At 62.5% G+C, this 14212-nt stretch carries 14 protein-coding genes; 1 reads left to right on the forward strand and 13 read right to left on the reverse strand.

What is annotated here, in order from left to right:
- Positions 1-4: 4 nt before the first annotated feature.
- The 8 genes from PWG15_RS03325 to PWG15_RS03360 all read right to left on the reverse strand — a co-directional run bounded on the left by PWG15_RS03325 (position 5) and on the right by PWG15_RS03360 (position 9154).
- A complete protein-coding gene (locus PWG15_RS03325; RefSeq protein WP_275023086.1) occupies positions 5-592 on the reverse strand; it encodes a DJ-1/PfpI family protein in 588 nt (195 codons plus the stop codon).
- A 10-nt stretch (positions 593-602) separates the two neighbouring features.
- On the reverse strand, positions 603-1106 hold the full coding sequence (locus tag PWG15_RS03330) for a GNAT family N-acetyltransferase (RefSeq protein ID WP_275023087.1): 504 nt from the start codon (positions 1104-1106) through the stop codon (positions 603-605).
- A 215-nt stretch (positions 1107-1321) separates the two neighbouring features.
- The gene (locus PWG15_RS03335) at positions 1322-1735 is read right to left on the reverse strand and encodes a MerR family transcriptional regulator (protein WP_275023088.1); all 414 of its coding nucleotides are present in this window, start codon (positions 1733-1735) and stop codon (positions 1322-1324) included.
- A 136-nt stretch (positions 1736-1871) separates the two neighbouring features.
- Positions 1872-2753, reverse strand: coding sequence for an alpha/beta fold hydrolase (locus tag PWG15_RS03340; RefSeq protein ID WP_275023089.1), 882 nt, complete (start codon positions 2751-2753; stop codon positions 1872-1874).
- Positions 2754-2993: 240 nt separating this feature from the next.
- Positions 2994-3461, reverse strand: a complete 468-nt coding sequence (locus tag PWG15_RS03345) for a hypothetical protein (RefSeq protein WP_275023090.1) — start codon at positions 3459-3461, stop codon at positions 2994-2996.
- A gap of 106 nt (positions 3462-3567) precedes the next feature.
- Positions 3568-5901 carry a glucose/quinate/shikimate family membrane-bound PQQ-dependent dehydrogenase gene (locus tag PWG15_RS03350; RefSeq protein WP_425536735.1) on the reverse strand — a complete coding sequence of 778 codons (2334 nt, stop codon included), beginning with the start codon at positions 5899-5901 and terminating at the stop codon, positions 3568-3570.
- A gap of 533 nt (positions 5902-6434) precedes the next feature.
- Positions 6435-7940, reverse strand: coding sequence for a protein adenylyltransferase SelO (locus PWG15_RS03355; RefSeq protein WP_275023091.1), 1506 nt, complete (start codon positions 7938-7940; stop codon positions 6435-6437).
- Between the two features lie 257 nt (positions 7941-8197).
- Positions 8198-9154 (reverse strand): homocysteine S-methyltransferase family protein, encoded by a 957-nt coding sequence (locus PWG15_RS03360; protein ID WP_275023092.1) that lies wholly within the window; start codon positions 9152-9154, stop codon positions 8198-8200.
- A 239-nt stretch (positions 9155-9393) separates the two neighbouring features.
- Here PWG15_RS03360 and PWG15_RS03365 point away from each other — a divergent pair, with 239 nt between their 5' ends.
- A complete protein-coding gene (locus PWG15_RS03365; RefSeq protein ID WP_275023093.1) occupies positions 9394-10011 on the forward strand; it encodes a TetR/AcrR family transcriptional regulator in 618 nt (205 codons plus the stop codon).
- On the opposite strand, the gene PWG15_RS03370 is transcribed toward PWG15_RS03365, so the two are convergent.
- The 5 genes from PWG15_RS03370 to gstA form a co-directional block, all read right to left on the reverse strand.
- Positions 10008-10526: a DUF1697 domain-containing protein gene (locus PWG15_RS03370; protein WP_275023094.1), complete on the reverse strand. Its 519-nt coding sequence runs from the start codon at positions 10524-10526 to the stop codon at positions 10008-10010. The genes PWG15_RS03365 and PWG15_RS03370 overlap by 4 nt on opposite strands.
- 70 nt (positions 10527-10596) lie before the next feature.
- On the reverse strand, positions 10597-12705 hold the full coding sequence (locus PWG15_RS03375; RefSeq protein ID WP_275023095.1) for a S9 family peptidase: 2109 nt from the start codon (positions 12703-12705) through the stop codon (positions 10597-10599).
- A 147-nt stretch (positions 12706-12852) separates the two neighbouring features.
- On the reverse strand, positions 12853-13065 hold the full coding sequence (locus tag PWG15_RS03380) for a tautomerase family protein (protein ID WP_275023096.1): 213 nt from the start codon (positions 13063-13065) through the stop codon (positions 12853-12855).
- 9 nt (positions 13066-13074) lie between these two features.
- On the reverse strand, positions 13075-13470 hold the full coding sequence (locus PWG15_RS03385; protein ID WP_275023097.1) for a nuclear transport factor 2 family protein: 396 nt from the start codon (positions 13468-13470) through the stop codon (positions 13075-13077).
- A complete protein-coding gene (gene gstA / locus PWG15_RS03390; protein ID WP_275023098.1) occupies positions 13467-14081 on the reverse strand; it encodes a glutathione transferase GstA in 615 nt (204 codons plus the stop codon). The genes PWG15_RS03385 and gstA overlap by 4 nt, the downstream gene beginning before the upstream one ends.
- Between the last annotated feature and the right edge of the window lie 131 nt (positions 14082-14212).

Consider the following 14212-nt stretch of genomic DNA (forward strand, 5'->3'; position numbering starts at 1 on the left):
TTTTTCAATCGACATTCGCGCTTTCATTCGCCTGGTGCTCGTGTCCGTAGAGCGCGAGAAAGCCGTCGAGTTCCGGTGAGCCGAGGCCAAGGCCGTGCAGGATCTCGCCGGCAAAGCTGATCGGTGCGGTTCCCGCGGCGGTGACGACATGACCGCTGCGCAGCGCCTGAGGCTGATTGCGGTAATGCAGCCTGCCGCGATAGCCGGGTAGCGCGGCAAGGCTTTCGGCGCTGTTGCCGGTGTGGTCGATACCGTTGAGAAGACCGCTTGCTGCGAGTGCATTGACGCCGCCGCAAATGGCCGCGACCACCCGTCTGTCGCGATCGAATGCGCGGATCGTTGATGAGAAATCGGGAGCCTCATTCGTGTCCCAGATCGAGCCGCCGCAGATCACCAACCCGTCGAAGCCCGCAGGGTCGAGCGCGTCGATCGACAGATGTGCCGAGACGTCGAGCCCGCCCATCGACGTCACGCGTGCGCCGTCCGCGGTGGCAACCTCGATATCGATACCGAGATGGGTGCGCGCCGCCGCCATCAACAGCGCACATTCCCAATCCGCGAAGCCTTCACAGAGCACGATCGCTAGACGCATCGGTCCGTCCTCACCCAAGCTTCTGCATATAGCGCATGCCGGTCACCGGGCGAGGCACGAAGCGTTCGGATTCGTAGAAATGATGCGCCTGGAAGTTGCCGGTGGCGGCGCTGACCGAAAGGAAGTCGCAGCCGGCCATCTTCGCCTGCTCGCGCGCCTTGGCAACGAGGTGGCGGCCGATGCCCGTGCCGCGGTTTTCGGGGCGAACGAAGAGGTGATGCAGTTCCATGCCGCGTGCACCCTCGGCAGCCCGGTAGACCGGCACCAGGATCGCGTAACCGATCAGCCGGCTGCCGGCCTCGGCAACGAGTGCTGTGATCCAGGGCGTGCGGCCGAAGAGGTCGCGCTCAAGCTGTTCCGGCGTGATCGGCGCGGCATCGCCGTGGTGGGCGGCAAGCTCGGCGATCATCTCGCGCAGTTCCGGCAGGTCGCGCTGCTTGGCGCAGCGGATCGTGACCATCGGCGGTCGTGTCGCTGGGACAGGATGAAGGGTAGGGATGGCGGTCTGTAGCATGTCTGGGCTCCTCGGGTTTTGTCGCCATCAGGAGCCGGAAAAACAAAAGCCGCCTGATGGCGGCCTTGTTGAATATGATCAGCAGGCCGCTCCTATCGGAACAGCCAAAAATACACGCGGCAAATGGGTGCGTTCTTGATCATGGGCGCTAGATTGTTCGTTTTCGAGATTTTGTCAACCGGGATTTTGCGCGCGCTTGAACTAAGTTCGCAGCCCTAGTGTTCGCTGTCGCACATCGAGTGGTCGGCGAGCGCCCGGATCACATAGCAGTCGCCCACCGTGTGATTGCCGTCGCAGGCGACGATGCGTTCCAGTTCTTGCTCCAGTTTCTTCAGCCGGGCGATCTTTTCGCGAACGGTCGCCAGATGCTCGCTGGCGATGCGGTCGGCTTCGCCGCAGGGGCGTTCCGGATGCTGGCTGAGGGCGAGCAGATCCCGGATCGATTCGATCGAGAGGCCGAGATCGCGGGCGTGGCGGATGAAGGCCAGTCGCTCGAGTTCGCTCTTCTCATAGCGCCGCTGGTTGCCTTCGGACCGCTCTGGCGCTGCGATCAGCCCCATCTGCTCGTAATAGCGGATGGTCGGAATTTTGACGCCGGTGCGCCGCGAAAGATCGCCGATGGAATACATGTCCGTCTCAAACCTATAGCTTCTGGAGCAATAGATAATGGCGTACCGCAGTGTGTCAATGGTGGGGTGAGGGAAGGGCCCGTCTGGGCCCTTCCCGAATGCAGAGACTGTGCGTTGGCAACAATCCTGGCCCGGCTCAGCCGCAGCCAGGTCTGCTACCGAGGAACGAGAGCAAGACCTCGTCGAAGAGCTCGCTTTCCTCCAGTTGCGGCGTGTGCCCGCTCTTTTCGAAGGTTCGCACCGTCAGGTCCGCGAAGTTTCCCCGGTACTCGTCCCAGGTGGAAGCCGGGGCGACGAGATAGTCCGACCGGCCAAGGGCAAGCAGCACGGGCGCCTTCAGTGTGCTTAACCCCTTGCGGATATCGATGTCCCGAAAGACCTCACCCCAGAGATGATCGAAGACCGCGTTGTTGACGGTGACATCGAGCCAAAGCGGCGCTGCGTCGAAATCCGGCCGATGCCAGCTCTTGGCACCAAGTCGGATCAGCAGCGATTTGAAGCGGTCCTCCGGCCGCGCGGCGATGTCAGTGCCGAGCGCGGCCATGTCCCGCTCGAAGATCGCCTTGCGCTCAGGCGAGACCGTCTCCTCCCAGACCTGATCGGCAAGCGCCATGTGGCGGGCCGAATGGCTCGGTCCGGTTCCAACCATGACCACGCGGGTGACGCGCCCCGGATGCCGTTTGGCATATTCGAGCGCCATGTAGCCATGGCCGGAATGGCCGAGGATGGCAAAGCGCTCGAGACCGAGATGCGCGCGCAGCCGCTCGATATCGGTAAGCACCGTCTCGAAACCGATGTCGCCAGAGGCGTATTCGGTTCGAGCCGGGGCAAAACCACGGTGGTCAACGAAGATCAGCCCCAGCTTCTCACGAAGCTTCCAGGAGAAGGTGGGCGGGTAATAGATGGTGCTGCCGATGATGAGCAGCGGCATGCCTCTGCCCTCGATCGTATAGCCAAGGTCGAAGGGGCCGGCGCGAAGGCTGCCGGTTTCGGAAACGAATCCGCCTGTGCTTGTCATGAAGATGATCCCAGCGATGGCCGGAGAACGATTGTGTCAGCGTTAAGCGTTCACACGGCCAGAAAAAGCCATGCCAAAAGCCGCCGAAGGGCGGCCGTGGCGTCGGTGATTTTTCTGTCGATGAGCGTCGCTAACGGATCAGGCGCACGGGTGTCGGTCCTCTTTTGAGGATCGTTGAGTACCATCTTTAGCCCGGGGCGGACAAGTCACGCCCGACGATCAGCGGCTCGCAACCGTCGGTCAGGCTAAGGCGCTGCCGCTGTCGGCGATGTCAGTGGCTGCCTCGTCGCGTTGCTTCTCGACCCCCATTGCACGTTCGATCGCCTGGCGGATTTCGTCCTCGACAGCCTTGCGCTGCTCGGGGTCCATCGCCTTGAGGTCCTCTTCGCTGAGACCAAGCGATTCCAGGATCTGCGCGCGGATCTGTTCGGCCAGGCTCATCTTCGCCCGCTTCAGGAACTCGTCGCTGACCGAGTTGCCTGAGGGAGCGGCGCCTTCTTTGTCGGTGATCGAAGCCGTGCCGGTTTCGTCACGGGTCGCGGTCGCCCACAACGCGTTGGAAAGCGCGTTCGACGTCGACGGCGGCGCAATCGTCGGAGCTTGACGCGGACGCGCATCGGCCCCGCCATCCTCGATCGGTGAAACCGTGCCCATCTGCTGGCGGCGCTGGGAGAAGTAGTAGTTCGAGATGCTGTTGTCGATCTTCATGGGAATCCCCCGGGAATCTGTCGTCCGGGGGAAGCTGCTTTTGTCGGCTTGCGCGGAGCTTGCCGCTGCAACCTTCTAGCGAAAACTAGGGATGTCTTCTCGCGTTTCAGGGCAGGGTATAGGCGATGATGTAATCGCCCGGCCTCGTGCCGACGGAACCGTGGCCTCCAGCGACGATCAGCACATATTGCTTGTCGCCGACCGCATAGCTCATCGGTGTCGACTGGCCGCCGGCGGGCAGGCGTGCCTCCCAGAGCTGGCGGCCGGTCGTCAGATCATAGGCGCGCAGATAGTCGTCGACGGCGGCGCCGAGAAAGGCGACGCCGCCCTTGGTGATCATCGGTCCGCCGATGCCGGGCACGCCGACCTTGAACGGCAGCGGCAGCGGCGCCATGTCCTCGACCGTACCGTTCTTATGCTTGTAGGCGATCTTGCCGGTTCGAAGATCGGCGCCGGCGACATAACCCCATGGCGGTGCCTGGCAGGGAATGCCGAGCGGCCCGAGGAAGGGGCCCATGAAAACGCCATAGGGCGCGCCGTCGTTGCGGTTGAGGCCCTGTTCCGATCCCTTCTCGTCCTGTCCCTTGGGCGGAACCTGGTCGCGAGGCACGAGACGCGAGGTGAAGGCAAGGTAGGTCGGCATGCCGAACATCACCTGCCGTTCCGGATCGACCGCGACCGATCCCCAGTTGAACGTGCCAAAGTTGCCGGGATAGACCAGCGTTCCCTCTATAGATGGCGGAGTATAGCGCCCTTCGTATTTCAACGACCGGAACGCGATGCGGCACGCAAGCTGGTCGAAGAGGGTGATGCCCCACATGTCCTTCTCCTGCAAAGGTGCAGGCATGAAGGTGAGGCCGGAGACCGGCTGCGTCGGCGCGGTGAAGTCCTCACGGATTGCGCCACCTGGCGCCTGAACCTCGTCGACCGCGATGATCGGCTCGCCGCTTCTGCGGTCGAGCACATAGATATCGCCCTGTTTTGTCGGCCCGACCAACGCCGGGACCACGGTGCCGTCTTCCTTGGTGATGTCGAGCAGAGCCGGCTGCGCTGGCACGTCCATGTCCCAGAGGTCGTGATGCACGGTCTGCCGTACCCAGCGCACGGCGCCGGAACTGATGTCGAGCGCGACGATCGAGGAGGAGTATTTCTCGACGTGCTCGCTGCGGCCCATGCCAAGCTGGTCCGGCACCTGGTTGCCCATGGGGATGTAGACGAGGCCGAGCGCTTCGTCATAGCTGAACACTGACCAGCTGTTCGGCGAGTTGGTCGTGTAGGTCTGGCCTTCGGGAAGAGGCGTCGTCACATCCGGGTTGCCGCTGTCCCAGTTCCAGATCAGTGCGCCGGAGTTGATGTCGAAGGCACGGATGACGCCGGATTGCTCGTGCGTCGAGTAGTTGTCGTTGACGGCGCCGCCGATGATGATCTTGCCGGCAACCGCTACCGGCGGTGAGGTCGAATAGTAGTAGCCTGCCGGATTGTACTTCATGCCCGCTTCGAGATGCAGCACGCCGTTATCGGCAAAGCTGGTGCAGACGGCGCCGGTTGCCGCATCGAGTGCGATCAGGCGTGCGTCCGAGGTCGGCAGGTAAACCCGCTCGGCGCAGGGACTGCCCGGCGCGGCAGCCGGATCGGCCCAATAGGTGACACCGCGGCAGGTCTGGTGCTGGCGGTCGGGGTTCATGCCCGAGTTGGAATCATACTTCCATTTCTCTTCGCCGGTCGCGGCATCGAGCGCGATCGCCCAGTTGTGCGGCGTGCAGGCATAGAGCGTGTCTTTGATCTTGAGCGGCGTGACCTGATATGTCGTCTCCCCGACGTCGTCAGGCCGTTTGACGTCGCCGGTCTGGTACTGCCAGGCAACCCTCAGATTGCCGACATTGTCCGGCGTGATCTGGTCAAGGGGCGCGTATCTTTGACCGAACGGCGTACGCCCATACTGGTGCCATTCGCCCGGAGGCACCGAGCCACCGAGCGGAGGGTTGGCGGCAACGACGTCGCTTGGCAGGTCGCCGCGGATATCGTGCGGATCGAGCGTCAGGGCATAGCCGGCGACGCCGACCGAGATCAGCACGGCAATTGCGAGCGGCCAGGCGCTCACCGCATAGCGCTCCCCCGTTGGACTCTCGAAGCCGAGCGGCCGACGGACAGACGGCAGCATCAGCCAGAGCCCCAGCAGTACGATGACACCGCCCCGCGGCCCAAGCTGCCACCAGTCGAAACCGACCTCCGAGATCGCCCAGCCAAGCGAGCCGACGATGATGAACGCATAGAGCCAGATCGCCGCCGATTTCCGCATGAATAGGAGCACGGCCGTCAGCAGGAAACCGATACCAACGACGAGGTAGTCGGGGCTGCCGCCGAGCACCAGCAGCTTGGCCCCACCGCCTCCAAGCACGAGGCCGATAAGGGCGAAGACGATGGCCGTCAGGATGAGCATGATGGAAACTCCCGTATTGAAGAACGGTGCCGCGGCACGGTTTTTTCCATAACGCCGGTCCCCGTTCGGGGCCGCGTGAGACAGGTTGGTTTCGGAATTGGCGGTCGCAAGCAAAGTCGCGGCAGCCTGGTGTGGAATGGCGCGCCTGGCGCCCTTACCGCTACGGCGCCGCGCGTCTTGTCAGACGCGCAAAGGTCGCTGTAGCACTTTGAATTGCTGCATGTTTTTGTCCTTCAATCGGCCACGATCAAGGGAGACATGCAGTAGCACCTAACGCGCCACACCTGCCTTTCAATAGCCACGATTCCGCAATGCGGAAATTTAGGGGTATGCGATGGGGTTGCGCTCAAGTTACCGCGATTGCCGGACGCCGCATGACGCGCGCTTGGATCCATCCCCCGAGGGGAAACGCGGACGTGCCTTTCGCAGCCCGCAAAAACAAGAAGATAGAGCGTTTCGGTGAATCAAGACCGGAGGAACGATGCGGGATCGCTAGAAGGCGACGCCGCATCAGGGCTTTGCTTGGGCGACGGTCACGTGCCGCAGAAGGTTCGCTGCACTTCCTCTTCGGGCTTCGGCGGCTCCTGGTAGGCAGCAAATTGCGGCTGATCCTCGTAGGGCTTCGCGGTCACGTCGACGAGCGCCTCGAAAAGCGAAAAATCGGCATCCTCGGTTGCCGCTACAATCGCCTGTTCGATACGGTGATTGCGGGGGATGTAGGCGGGGTTCACGGCCTTCATCGCAGCCGAGCGTTCTTCGGGCGTCGTCGTTTCGCGGGCAAGCCGGTGGCGCCAGTCCTGAAGCCATGGCTGGATTGCCTCGGTCGAGGCAAAGGTCGCGCCGAGCATCGCATCGCTTGCCGGATCGCGGACACTGTCGCAGAGCCGCCGGAAGGTGAGTGTGAAATCGGCCTCGCCCTTGTGCATGGCTGTCAGCAGCGCCTGTACGAGATCGAGATCGTTCTCTTCGCTCGTGGCCAGCCCGATCTTGGCCCGCATGCCGTCCAACCAATGGCGCTGGAAGATTGCGCCGTATTCGCCAAGCGCATCGTTGGCCAATTCAACCGCCGTGTCTGCGTTTTCGTCGAACAGCGGCACCAGGGTCTCGGCCAGGCGGGCGAGGTTCCATTGGCCGATGCCGGGCTGGCTCGCATAGGCATAGCGGCCGATCTGGTCGATCGAGGAAAACACCTTCTTCGGGTCGTAGGCGTCCATGAAGGCACAGGGGCCGAAATCGATCGTCTCGCCCGATATCGTCATGTTGTCGGTGTTCATCACGCCATGGATGAAGCCGACATGCAGCCATCGGGCGATCAGCTCCGCCTGGCGCGCGGACACCGCCTTGAAGAAGGCGAGATAGGGCCGCTCACGGTCCCTGATATCGGGATAGTGCCGCTCGATCGCGTAGTCGGCGAGAATCTTCACCGAAGCCATGTCGCCGCGTGCGGCGAAGAACTGGAAGGTGCCGACCCGCATGTGGCTCGCGGCAACGCGCGTGACGATGGCGCCGGGCAGGATCTGTTCGCGATAGACCGGCTGGCCGGTGACCACGGCCGCAAGCGCCCGTGTCGTCGGGATGCCGAGCGCAAACATCGCTTCGCTGACGATATACTCGCGCAGCACCGGCCCGAGCGCCGCGCGCCCGTCGCCGCGCCGTGAGAACGGCGTCTGGCCCGGGCCTTTCAACTGGATGTCGCGCCGCGTTCCGGTACGATCGATCACTTCGCCAAGCAGGATCGCCCGGCCGTCGCCAAGCTGCGGTACGAAGGTGCCAAACTGATGCCCGGCATAGGCCATGGCGAGCGGCTCGGCGCCAACGGGCACACGGTTTCCGGAGAAGATCTGCGCACCGTCACGTTCAAGCGCTGCGACGTCGAGCCCGAGCTCCTCCGCCAAGGGTTTGTTGAGCTTGATCAGCCACGGTTCTGCGACTGGTGTCGGCTCGACGCGGGCGAAGAACTGCTGCGGCAGCCGGGCATAGCTATTGTCGAAGACAAAGGCTTCGGCGTTTCCGGTCGGTGAGGGGGGAGCGTAGTTCATGATCAAGCGGTCAACGGCGTCTGCGGGGGGTGCCCGGGGCCGTCCTTTCCGCCCAAGTCTACACGAGATCACGATGATTGTGGTCGGCGCCACCAAAAATCATCGTGATCGATCCTTGGAAGTGAGCGGGATGTGGGCGGAAAGCCGCACACACCTTTTCCCATCCCTGACGCTACTGCCTTTGCGAGAGCCGCAAAAAAAAGCGGCGCCCTCCCGCGATTACTCGCGAGAGGGCCGGGAGGGCGAGGCCCCGTACCTCAGGCGCTCAGCGCCGTCGGTGGAAGGCAGGCCTCGCAGATTGCCGCGATATGGCGATGATCGGTGCCGCAGCAGCCACCGAGGATGCGTAACCGTGGCAAATGCGCTGTCAGTGTTCTGTACCGCTGCCCGAGGTCGGCGGGATCGCCGGCATCGAGCGTTTCACTATTGTCGAGTTCGGCGTGGCTCATCATCGAGGCATTGGCCCGGATGCCGGCAATGCGTTGCGTCCAGGTGCCCCGAGCGTCGAGGACCGTTTCGAAATGGCTCGGATGGGCGCAGTTGATCATGTAGTAGTGCGGATAGCCGTCGGTCGAAGCGTCGACGGTCTCTATCGCGGCTTGAAGCGTTCGGCCGTCCGGCAGCCGACCATTTGTCTCCACAGTGAAGGAAATGGCCGAGGGCATTCCGTGGCTTTGTGCAGCACGGGCGATGCCGATCGCTTCGTCGATGCTGGTCAGCGTATAGGCGCTCACCATGTCCGCCTCGCTGGCCGCGAAGGCCGAGATTTGTGGCGAATGATAGTCTTCGGCCTCGTCAGGGCTCATACGGCCCAGTCGATAGCCGTCGCCACGCGGACCGATCGCTCCGCTGAGCACGATCGGCGCCTGCGGGCGTTCGTATTCGCCGCGCAGTTCCGAGAGTATGTAGATGGCATTCTGGTTCACTTCGGTCAAAGCATGGTCATTGTAGCCGAGCTTGACGCCCCAGTCCGCGCTGGCACGCCAGGTGGGCGTGTCGAGTACAAAGCCGGTGCCATGTTGCTGGGCGATTGCGAGGTAGCGTGCGTAGTAGTTCAGCAGCCGTCGCCGCCCATCGGCGGTCGAAAGCAACACGAAGGCTGCGAAATGCGGAAGCGTGACGCCCTCGTGAAAGATCAGCGTCGTCTCCATGCCGCCGTCGCTCAGGAACAGCCCACCCTTCAAGAGTGGCAGGCTCCGTCGGTATTTGGCCATGTCGGTCTCCACCGTTTCAGTCTTGCTGATGAGGCTCGGGGACACCTCCAATCCCGCAGAACCAGGTAGATTACTGCCTTTTTATCGTCTTCTAAACTAGACGACTTAAGGTATACTGTTGCTAATATATCCGCATATTGAAGCGAAATCAGTCACTTACTGCGTTGGTTCCGTCGCGGCGTCGCCAGCTGGTGGCCCCTTCGTTGTCGGAAACCGCACCAATGGTAGGGCAGCGGCTAATGCGAAAGGGTGAGGAAACGCGAGCGAGAATTCTCGACACCGCGGAGGCAGCGGTGCTGGCGAAGGGTTTCGGCGCGACCTCGATCGACGAACTGATCGCCGAGATCGGCATTACCAAGAGCGGTTTCTTCTACCATTTCCGGGACAAGAACGAACTCGCCCGGGCACTGCTTGAACGCTACATCGAGAATGACGAGCGTATCTACGACGAGATCTTCGGTCGGGCCCATCAGTTGGCCGACGACCCGCTGCAGGCGCTCCTGCTCGGGTTGAAACTGCTGTCGGAAACTCTGTCGGACCTGCCGAACGGCCACCCCGGCTGTCTGGTTGCGGTGATGTGCACGCAGGAGCGCGCATTCGATCGTGAGATCCAGGAGATCAACCGGCAGGCGGCGCTGGCGTGGCGACGACGCTTCGGCGCGATGTTCGCGGAGATCATGCGCGTCTATCGGCCGCGCGAACCGCTGAATGTCGATCAACTGGCCGATATGGTTTCGACGGTGCTCGAAGGCGGCATCATCCTGTCGAAAGCGTTGAAACAGCCCGAGAGCCTGCCGCAGCAGTTGCTCGTGCTCCGGTCCTTCGTTCGGCTGCTGTTCCAGCCGGCGGCTGCCTAACCTTCCATCTGGAGCGCCAGGCTGGCGAGCTTGCGCACCGTATTGAGGTTGCGCGCGGTGCCGGTCTTTGCCGCCGGCAGCTTGAACTTCGAACGGCCGGAGCCACTGGGGAAATGGATGTAGATCTCGCTGCCGGCCACCTGCACTTGTTCGCCGTCAGGGGCGACAAGCTTGTCGAGCGCGTCCACGGGTGCGGGTTCCGACAGGAACACGACGTGCATCAGGTTGGGTTGGGCGTCCGGAAACGGAGCACGATCGGCGATCGCCTGCAACTGCGCACCGGTCCGGATCATCACGCCCGGCGCCTTCCCCAATTTCTCGAGGAGGGCGCCGTCTAGCATCGCCGCTGCTTCGGCTGCCGGCAGACCCGAGCGGAACAGCACGTTGCCGCTCTGGATATAGGTCCTGACGTCGGCAAAGCCGAGCCCCTCGCAAATCGCCTTGAGATCGGCCATCGCGAGCGATCCGGTGCCGCCGACATTGACGGCACGCAAGAGTGCGACATGGACGGGCATAGCAGATCTCTCAAATTAAGTGAGAGCGGGATGCGGAAAACTGCAGACACTTTTCCGCATTCCGCTCTGGTTACATCCGGCCGGCGACCTTGATCGCGAAGGCGTATTCGAAGGCGATCTCTTCGAGCCGCTGGAAGCGGCCCGAGGCGCCGCCGTGGCCGGCGTCCATGTTGGTTTTCATCAGGATCGGCTCGTCGCCCGTCGTCTTTTCGCGCAGCCGCGCGACCCATTTTGCCGGTTCCCAATAGGTGACGCGCGGATCCGTCAGGCCGCCGAGCGCCAGGATCGCCGGGTAGGGTTTCGCCCCGACATTGTCGTAGGGCGAGTAGCCGGCGATGATGTCATAGAACTCGCGGCTCTCGATCGGGTTGCCCCATTCCGGCCATTCCGGCGGGGTCAGCGGCAGGGTGTCGTCGAGCATGGTGTTGAGCACGTCGACAAAGGGCACGGCGGCGATGATGCCGGTGAATTTCTCCGGCGCCATGTTGGCGATCGCGCCCATCAGCATGCCGCCGGCCGAGCCGCCCTCGGCGACGATCTTCGCGTAGGACGTGAACTTCTGCTGATTCAGATAGTCAGCGGCGGCGATGAAATCCTTGAAGGTATTGGTCTTCCTGGCCATCTTGCCGTCTTCGTACCAGGCAAAGCCACGATCCTTGCCGCCGCGGATATGGGCGATGGCATAGACGAAGCCGCGGTCGGCGAGCGACAGGCAATTGGTGTTGAAGCCGGCCGGAATGGTGATGCCGTAGGCGCCGTAGCCGTAGAGCAGGCAGGGTGCGGAGCCGTCGAGCGGCGTGTCCTTGCGATAGAGCAGCGTCACCGGAACTTCGGTGCCGTCCCACGACGGGGCGAAAACACGCCGGGTGACGTAGTCGTCCGGGTTGTGGCCGGAGGGCACTTCCTGGGTCTTCAAGAGCGTGCGCTCGCGCGTCGCCATGTCGTAGTCGAAGAGCTGCGACGGCGTCGTCATCGACGAATAGGAAAAGCGGATGACGTCGGTGTCGTATTCGGCGGCACCCGAAAGGCCGAGCGAGTAGGCTTCTTCCGCAAAGGCGATCGCATGTTCCTCGCCGGTCTTGCGATCACGGATGACGATCTCCGGCAGACCTTCGCGCCTCTGCAGCCAGACGAGGTGGCGGGCATAGGCCATGTGGCTGAGGATCAGCGTGCCGGGCTTGTGCGGCACGATCTCGCGCCAGTTCTCCTTGCCCGGTGCAGCAACCGGCGCTTCAACGATCTTGAAGTCCTTGGCGCCATCGGCATTGGTCAGGATGTAGAAGACGTCGCCGCCTTCGGTCATCGAGTATTCGAGCCCGGTGACGCGTTCGGCGACGAGCTTCGGCTCTGCCGTCAGGTCATGGGTCGAGAGCAGCCGATACTCGCTCGTCTCGTGATCGTGGATGTCGATGTAGATGAAATCGTCGAGCAGAGAACCGCCGACCGACATGAAGAAGCCGGGATCCTCTTCCTCGTAGACCAGGCGGTCGTCGGCCTGGCTGGTGCCGAGCACGTGATGGAAGATCTTCGACGGGCGGTGGTTGTCGTCGAGCACGGTATAGAAGAAGCTCTTGCCGTCCGGCGCCCAGGCGCCGCCGCCGCCGGTGTTCTCGATCACGTCAGCAAGGTCCTCGCCGGTGGCAAGGTCGCGAACCTTCAGCGTGAAATATTCCGAGCCCTTGTCGTCATAGCCCCAGATGCCAAGGCTATGGTCAGTCGAATGGTCGAGGCCGGCGAGGCGGAAATAGGCCTTGCCCTCCGCTTCCTTGTCGCCGTCGAGCAGCAGTTGACGGATCGCCTCATCCTTGTGGTCGCCGTCGCGGGGAATGCGGAAGTAGCGCGGCTGCTCGCCGCCGGTGACATAGGCATGGCCATAGGCAAACGGGCCGTCCTTGACCGGTATCGAGCTGTCGTCTTCCTTGATCCGGCCGCGCATCTCGGCAAAGAGCGTCTTCTGCAGCGCCTTCGTGTCGTCCATGGCCGCATTCATGTAGGCGTTTTCCGCTTCCAGGTGCTTGCGGATTTCCGGATCGAGGATCGAGGGATCCCGGAACATCGCCTGCCAGTTGTCCGCACGCAGCCAGGCGTAATCATCGGTGCGGGTAATACCGTGGCGCGTGTCGCTCACCGGCTTTTTAGCGGCGATGGGAGCTTTGGGGAGGTTGCTGAATACGGACAAGATGCGTCTCCGGGATCAATGCGGCGGGAGACAATGAGATAGAGAGCCCGGCGATAGCGATCAAGCGCAAAGGCCCCTGCAGCCGAGTATTCGCCGTTCTCCGGGAGCGGCCTTCCCCCCTTGATTTGGGAGGAAGGCCTGCAACGCTTACGTTTTCGGCTTCGCCTGCCGCCGATACTCCTCAACCGGCAGTCCGCCGACACCCCAGTCTTCGAGCGCCACTTCGTCGATGACGACGAAGGTGGTGGCGGGGTCCTTGTTGAGCACGGTCTGAAGCAGATCGGACACGCCCTTGATCAGGGCGGCCTTCTGCTCGGGGGTCGCGCTCTCGCGGGTAATCTTGATGTTCACGTAAGGCATGTGTTCCTCTTACTTCGAAGGTTTGATGTCGTAGTGGAAGACCTTTGCGATGATCTGCCAGCGCCCGTCCAGGTAGACGAGAGACAACAGGTCGGTAAAAGCCTTTTCGCCGATCGCACATTGGACTTTTGCGAGGGCCGTTACTGGCCCTGCGAATTCGATCGACAGGATCCGGTCGGAACGTTCCTCGCCACGGCTTTCGGGCGAGGGACGCTTGTCGACGATCGGGAAATACCTCTCCATGTCGAGTTCGAGCAGGATGCCGTCCGTCGCCGTCGCGTAGAGCGCCTTCGGATGGAAGACCTGCTTGAGGATGCTGGTGTCGCTTCGGTAGAGGCCATCGAAGTAGCGTTGCAGCACCTCGACGACGGCGACGAATTGCGGATCGTTGGGGGCGCCGCTCATGCCGCGATCAGTCCTTCCGCCTGCATTGCCGCGCGTACGGCCGGCCGGTCGCCGATCCGCTTCATATAGGCGGTGAGATGCGGCCATTCAGCGAGCGAGACACCGGTGACGCTACTCCAGTTGACGACGGTGAAAAGATAGGCGTCGGCAACCGAGAAGGCTTCGCCGAGCAGGTAGGAGCGTCCGTCGGCGAGCAGGCTTTCGACGTTGCCGAAGCGCTTGGCCACCTGAGCGGCGGCCGCTTCCTTTGCCTCGGCGCTTGCCGCCCCGTTGAACAGCGGCGAGAACGCCTTGTGCAATTCAGAGGAGATGAAGTTCAGCTGCTCCTGCAGGCGGGTGCGCTCCAGCGTGCCGTTTGCCGGCGCAAGCTTTGCCGCCGGAAAGCGGTCGGCGATGTATTGCACCACGGCCGCACCTTCGGTGACGACGGCACCGCTCTCAAGTACCAGCGCCGGCACATAGCCCTTGGGGTTGATCGCCTTGAAATCGGCGCCCGTTTCGGTGAGGTGCGTCTTGGTGTCGACCCTGACGATCTCGAAGTCGGCGCCGGCCTCGCGCAGGCTGATATGAGGAGAAAGCGAGCAGGCGCCAGGGGCGTAATAGAGCTTCATGATCAAGTTCCTTCCTGAAATGACTGTCCCTTGTCGGGGACGAGGGAACCTAAGCGCATGCGGTAACCTTTGTATATCAGATAACCTTATGTTACCTGTTTTTTCAGTTTCCCGGCGGTAACTGGAAAGGT

Origin of the sequence: Ensifer adhaerens, from assembly GCF_028993555.1 — a bacterium.
Classification (GTDB): domain Bacteria; phylum Pseudomonadota; class Alphaproteobacteria; order Rhizobiales; family Rhizobiaceae; genus Ensifer; species Ensifer adhaerens_I.

What these genes read in the sequence shown, in the direction of transcription:
- PWG15_RS03325 (WP_275023086.1), bottom strand. Translation starts at nt 592, where the DNA reads ATGCGTCTAGCGATCGTGCTCTGTGAAGGCTTCGCGGATTGGGAATGT.
- PWG15_RS03330 (WP_275023087.1), bottom strand. Translation starts at nt 1,106, where the DNA reads ATGCTACAGACCGCCATCCCTACCCTTCATCCTGTCCCAGCGACACGA.
- PWG15_RS03335 (WP_275023088.1), bottom strand. Translation starts at nt 1,735, where the DNA reads ATGTATTCCATCGGCGATCTTTCGCGGCGCACCGGCGTCAAAATTCCG.
- PWG15_RS03340 (WP_275023089.1), bottom strand. Translation starts at nt 2,753, where the DNA reads ATGACAAGCACAGGCGGATTCGTTTCCGAAACCGGCAGCCTTCGCGCC.
- PWG15_RS03345 (WP_275023090.1), bottom strand. Translation starts at nt 3,461, where the DNA reads ATGAAGATCGACAACAGCATCTCGAACTACTACTTCTCCCAGCGCCGC.
- PWG15_RS03350 (WP_425536735.1), bottom strand. Translation starts at nt 5,901, where the DNA reads ATGCTCATCCTGACGGCCATCGTCTTCGCCCTTATCGGCCTCGTGCTT.
- PWG15_RS03355 (WP_275023091.1), bottom strand. Translation starts at nt 7,940, where the DNA reads ATGAACTACGCTCCCCCCTCACCGACCGGAAACGCCGAAGCCTTTGTC.
- PWG15_RS03360 (WP_275023092.1), bottom strand. Translation starts at nt 9,154, where the DNA reads ATGGCCAAATACCGACGGAGCCTGCCACTCTTGAAGGGTGGGCTGTTC.
- PWG15_RS03365 (WP_275023093.1), top strand. Translation starts at nt 9,394, where the DNA reads ATGCGAAAGGGTGAGGAAACGCGAGCGAGAATTCTCGACACCGCGGAG.
- PWG15_RS03370 (WP_275023094.1), bottom strand. Translation starts at nt 10,526, where the DNA reads ATGCCCGTCCATGTCGCACTCTTGCGTGCCGTCAATGTCGGCGGCACC.
- PWG15_RS03380 (WP_275023096.1), bottom strand. Translation starts at nt 13,065, where the DNA reads ATGCCTTACGTGAACATCAAGATTACCCGCGAGAGCGCGACCCCCGAG.
- PWG15_RS03385 (WP_275023097.1), bottom strand. Translation starts at nt 13,470, where the DNA reads ATGAGCGGCGCCCCCAACGATCCGCAATTCGTCGCCGTCGTCGAGGTG.
- gstA (WP_275023098.1), bottom strand. Translation starts at nt 14,081, where the DNA reads ATGAAGCTCTATTACGCCCCTGGCGCCTGCTCGCTTTCTCCTCATATC.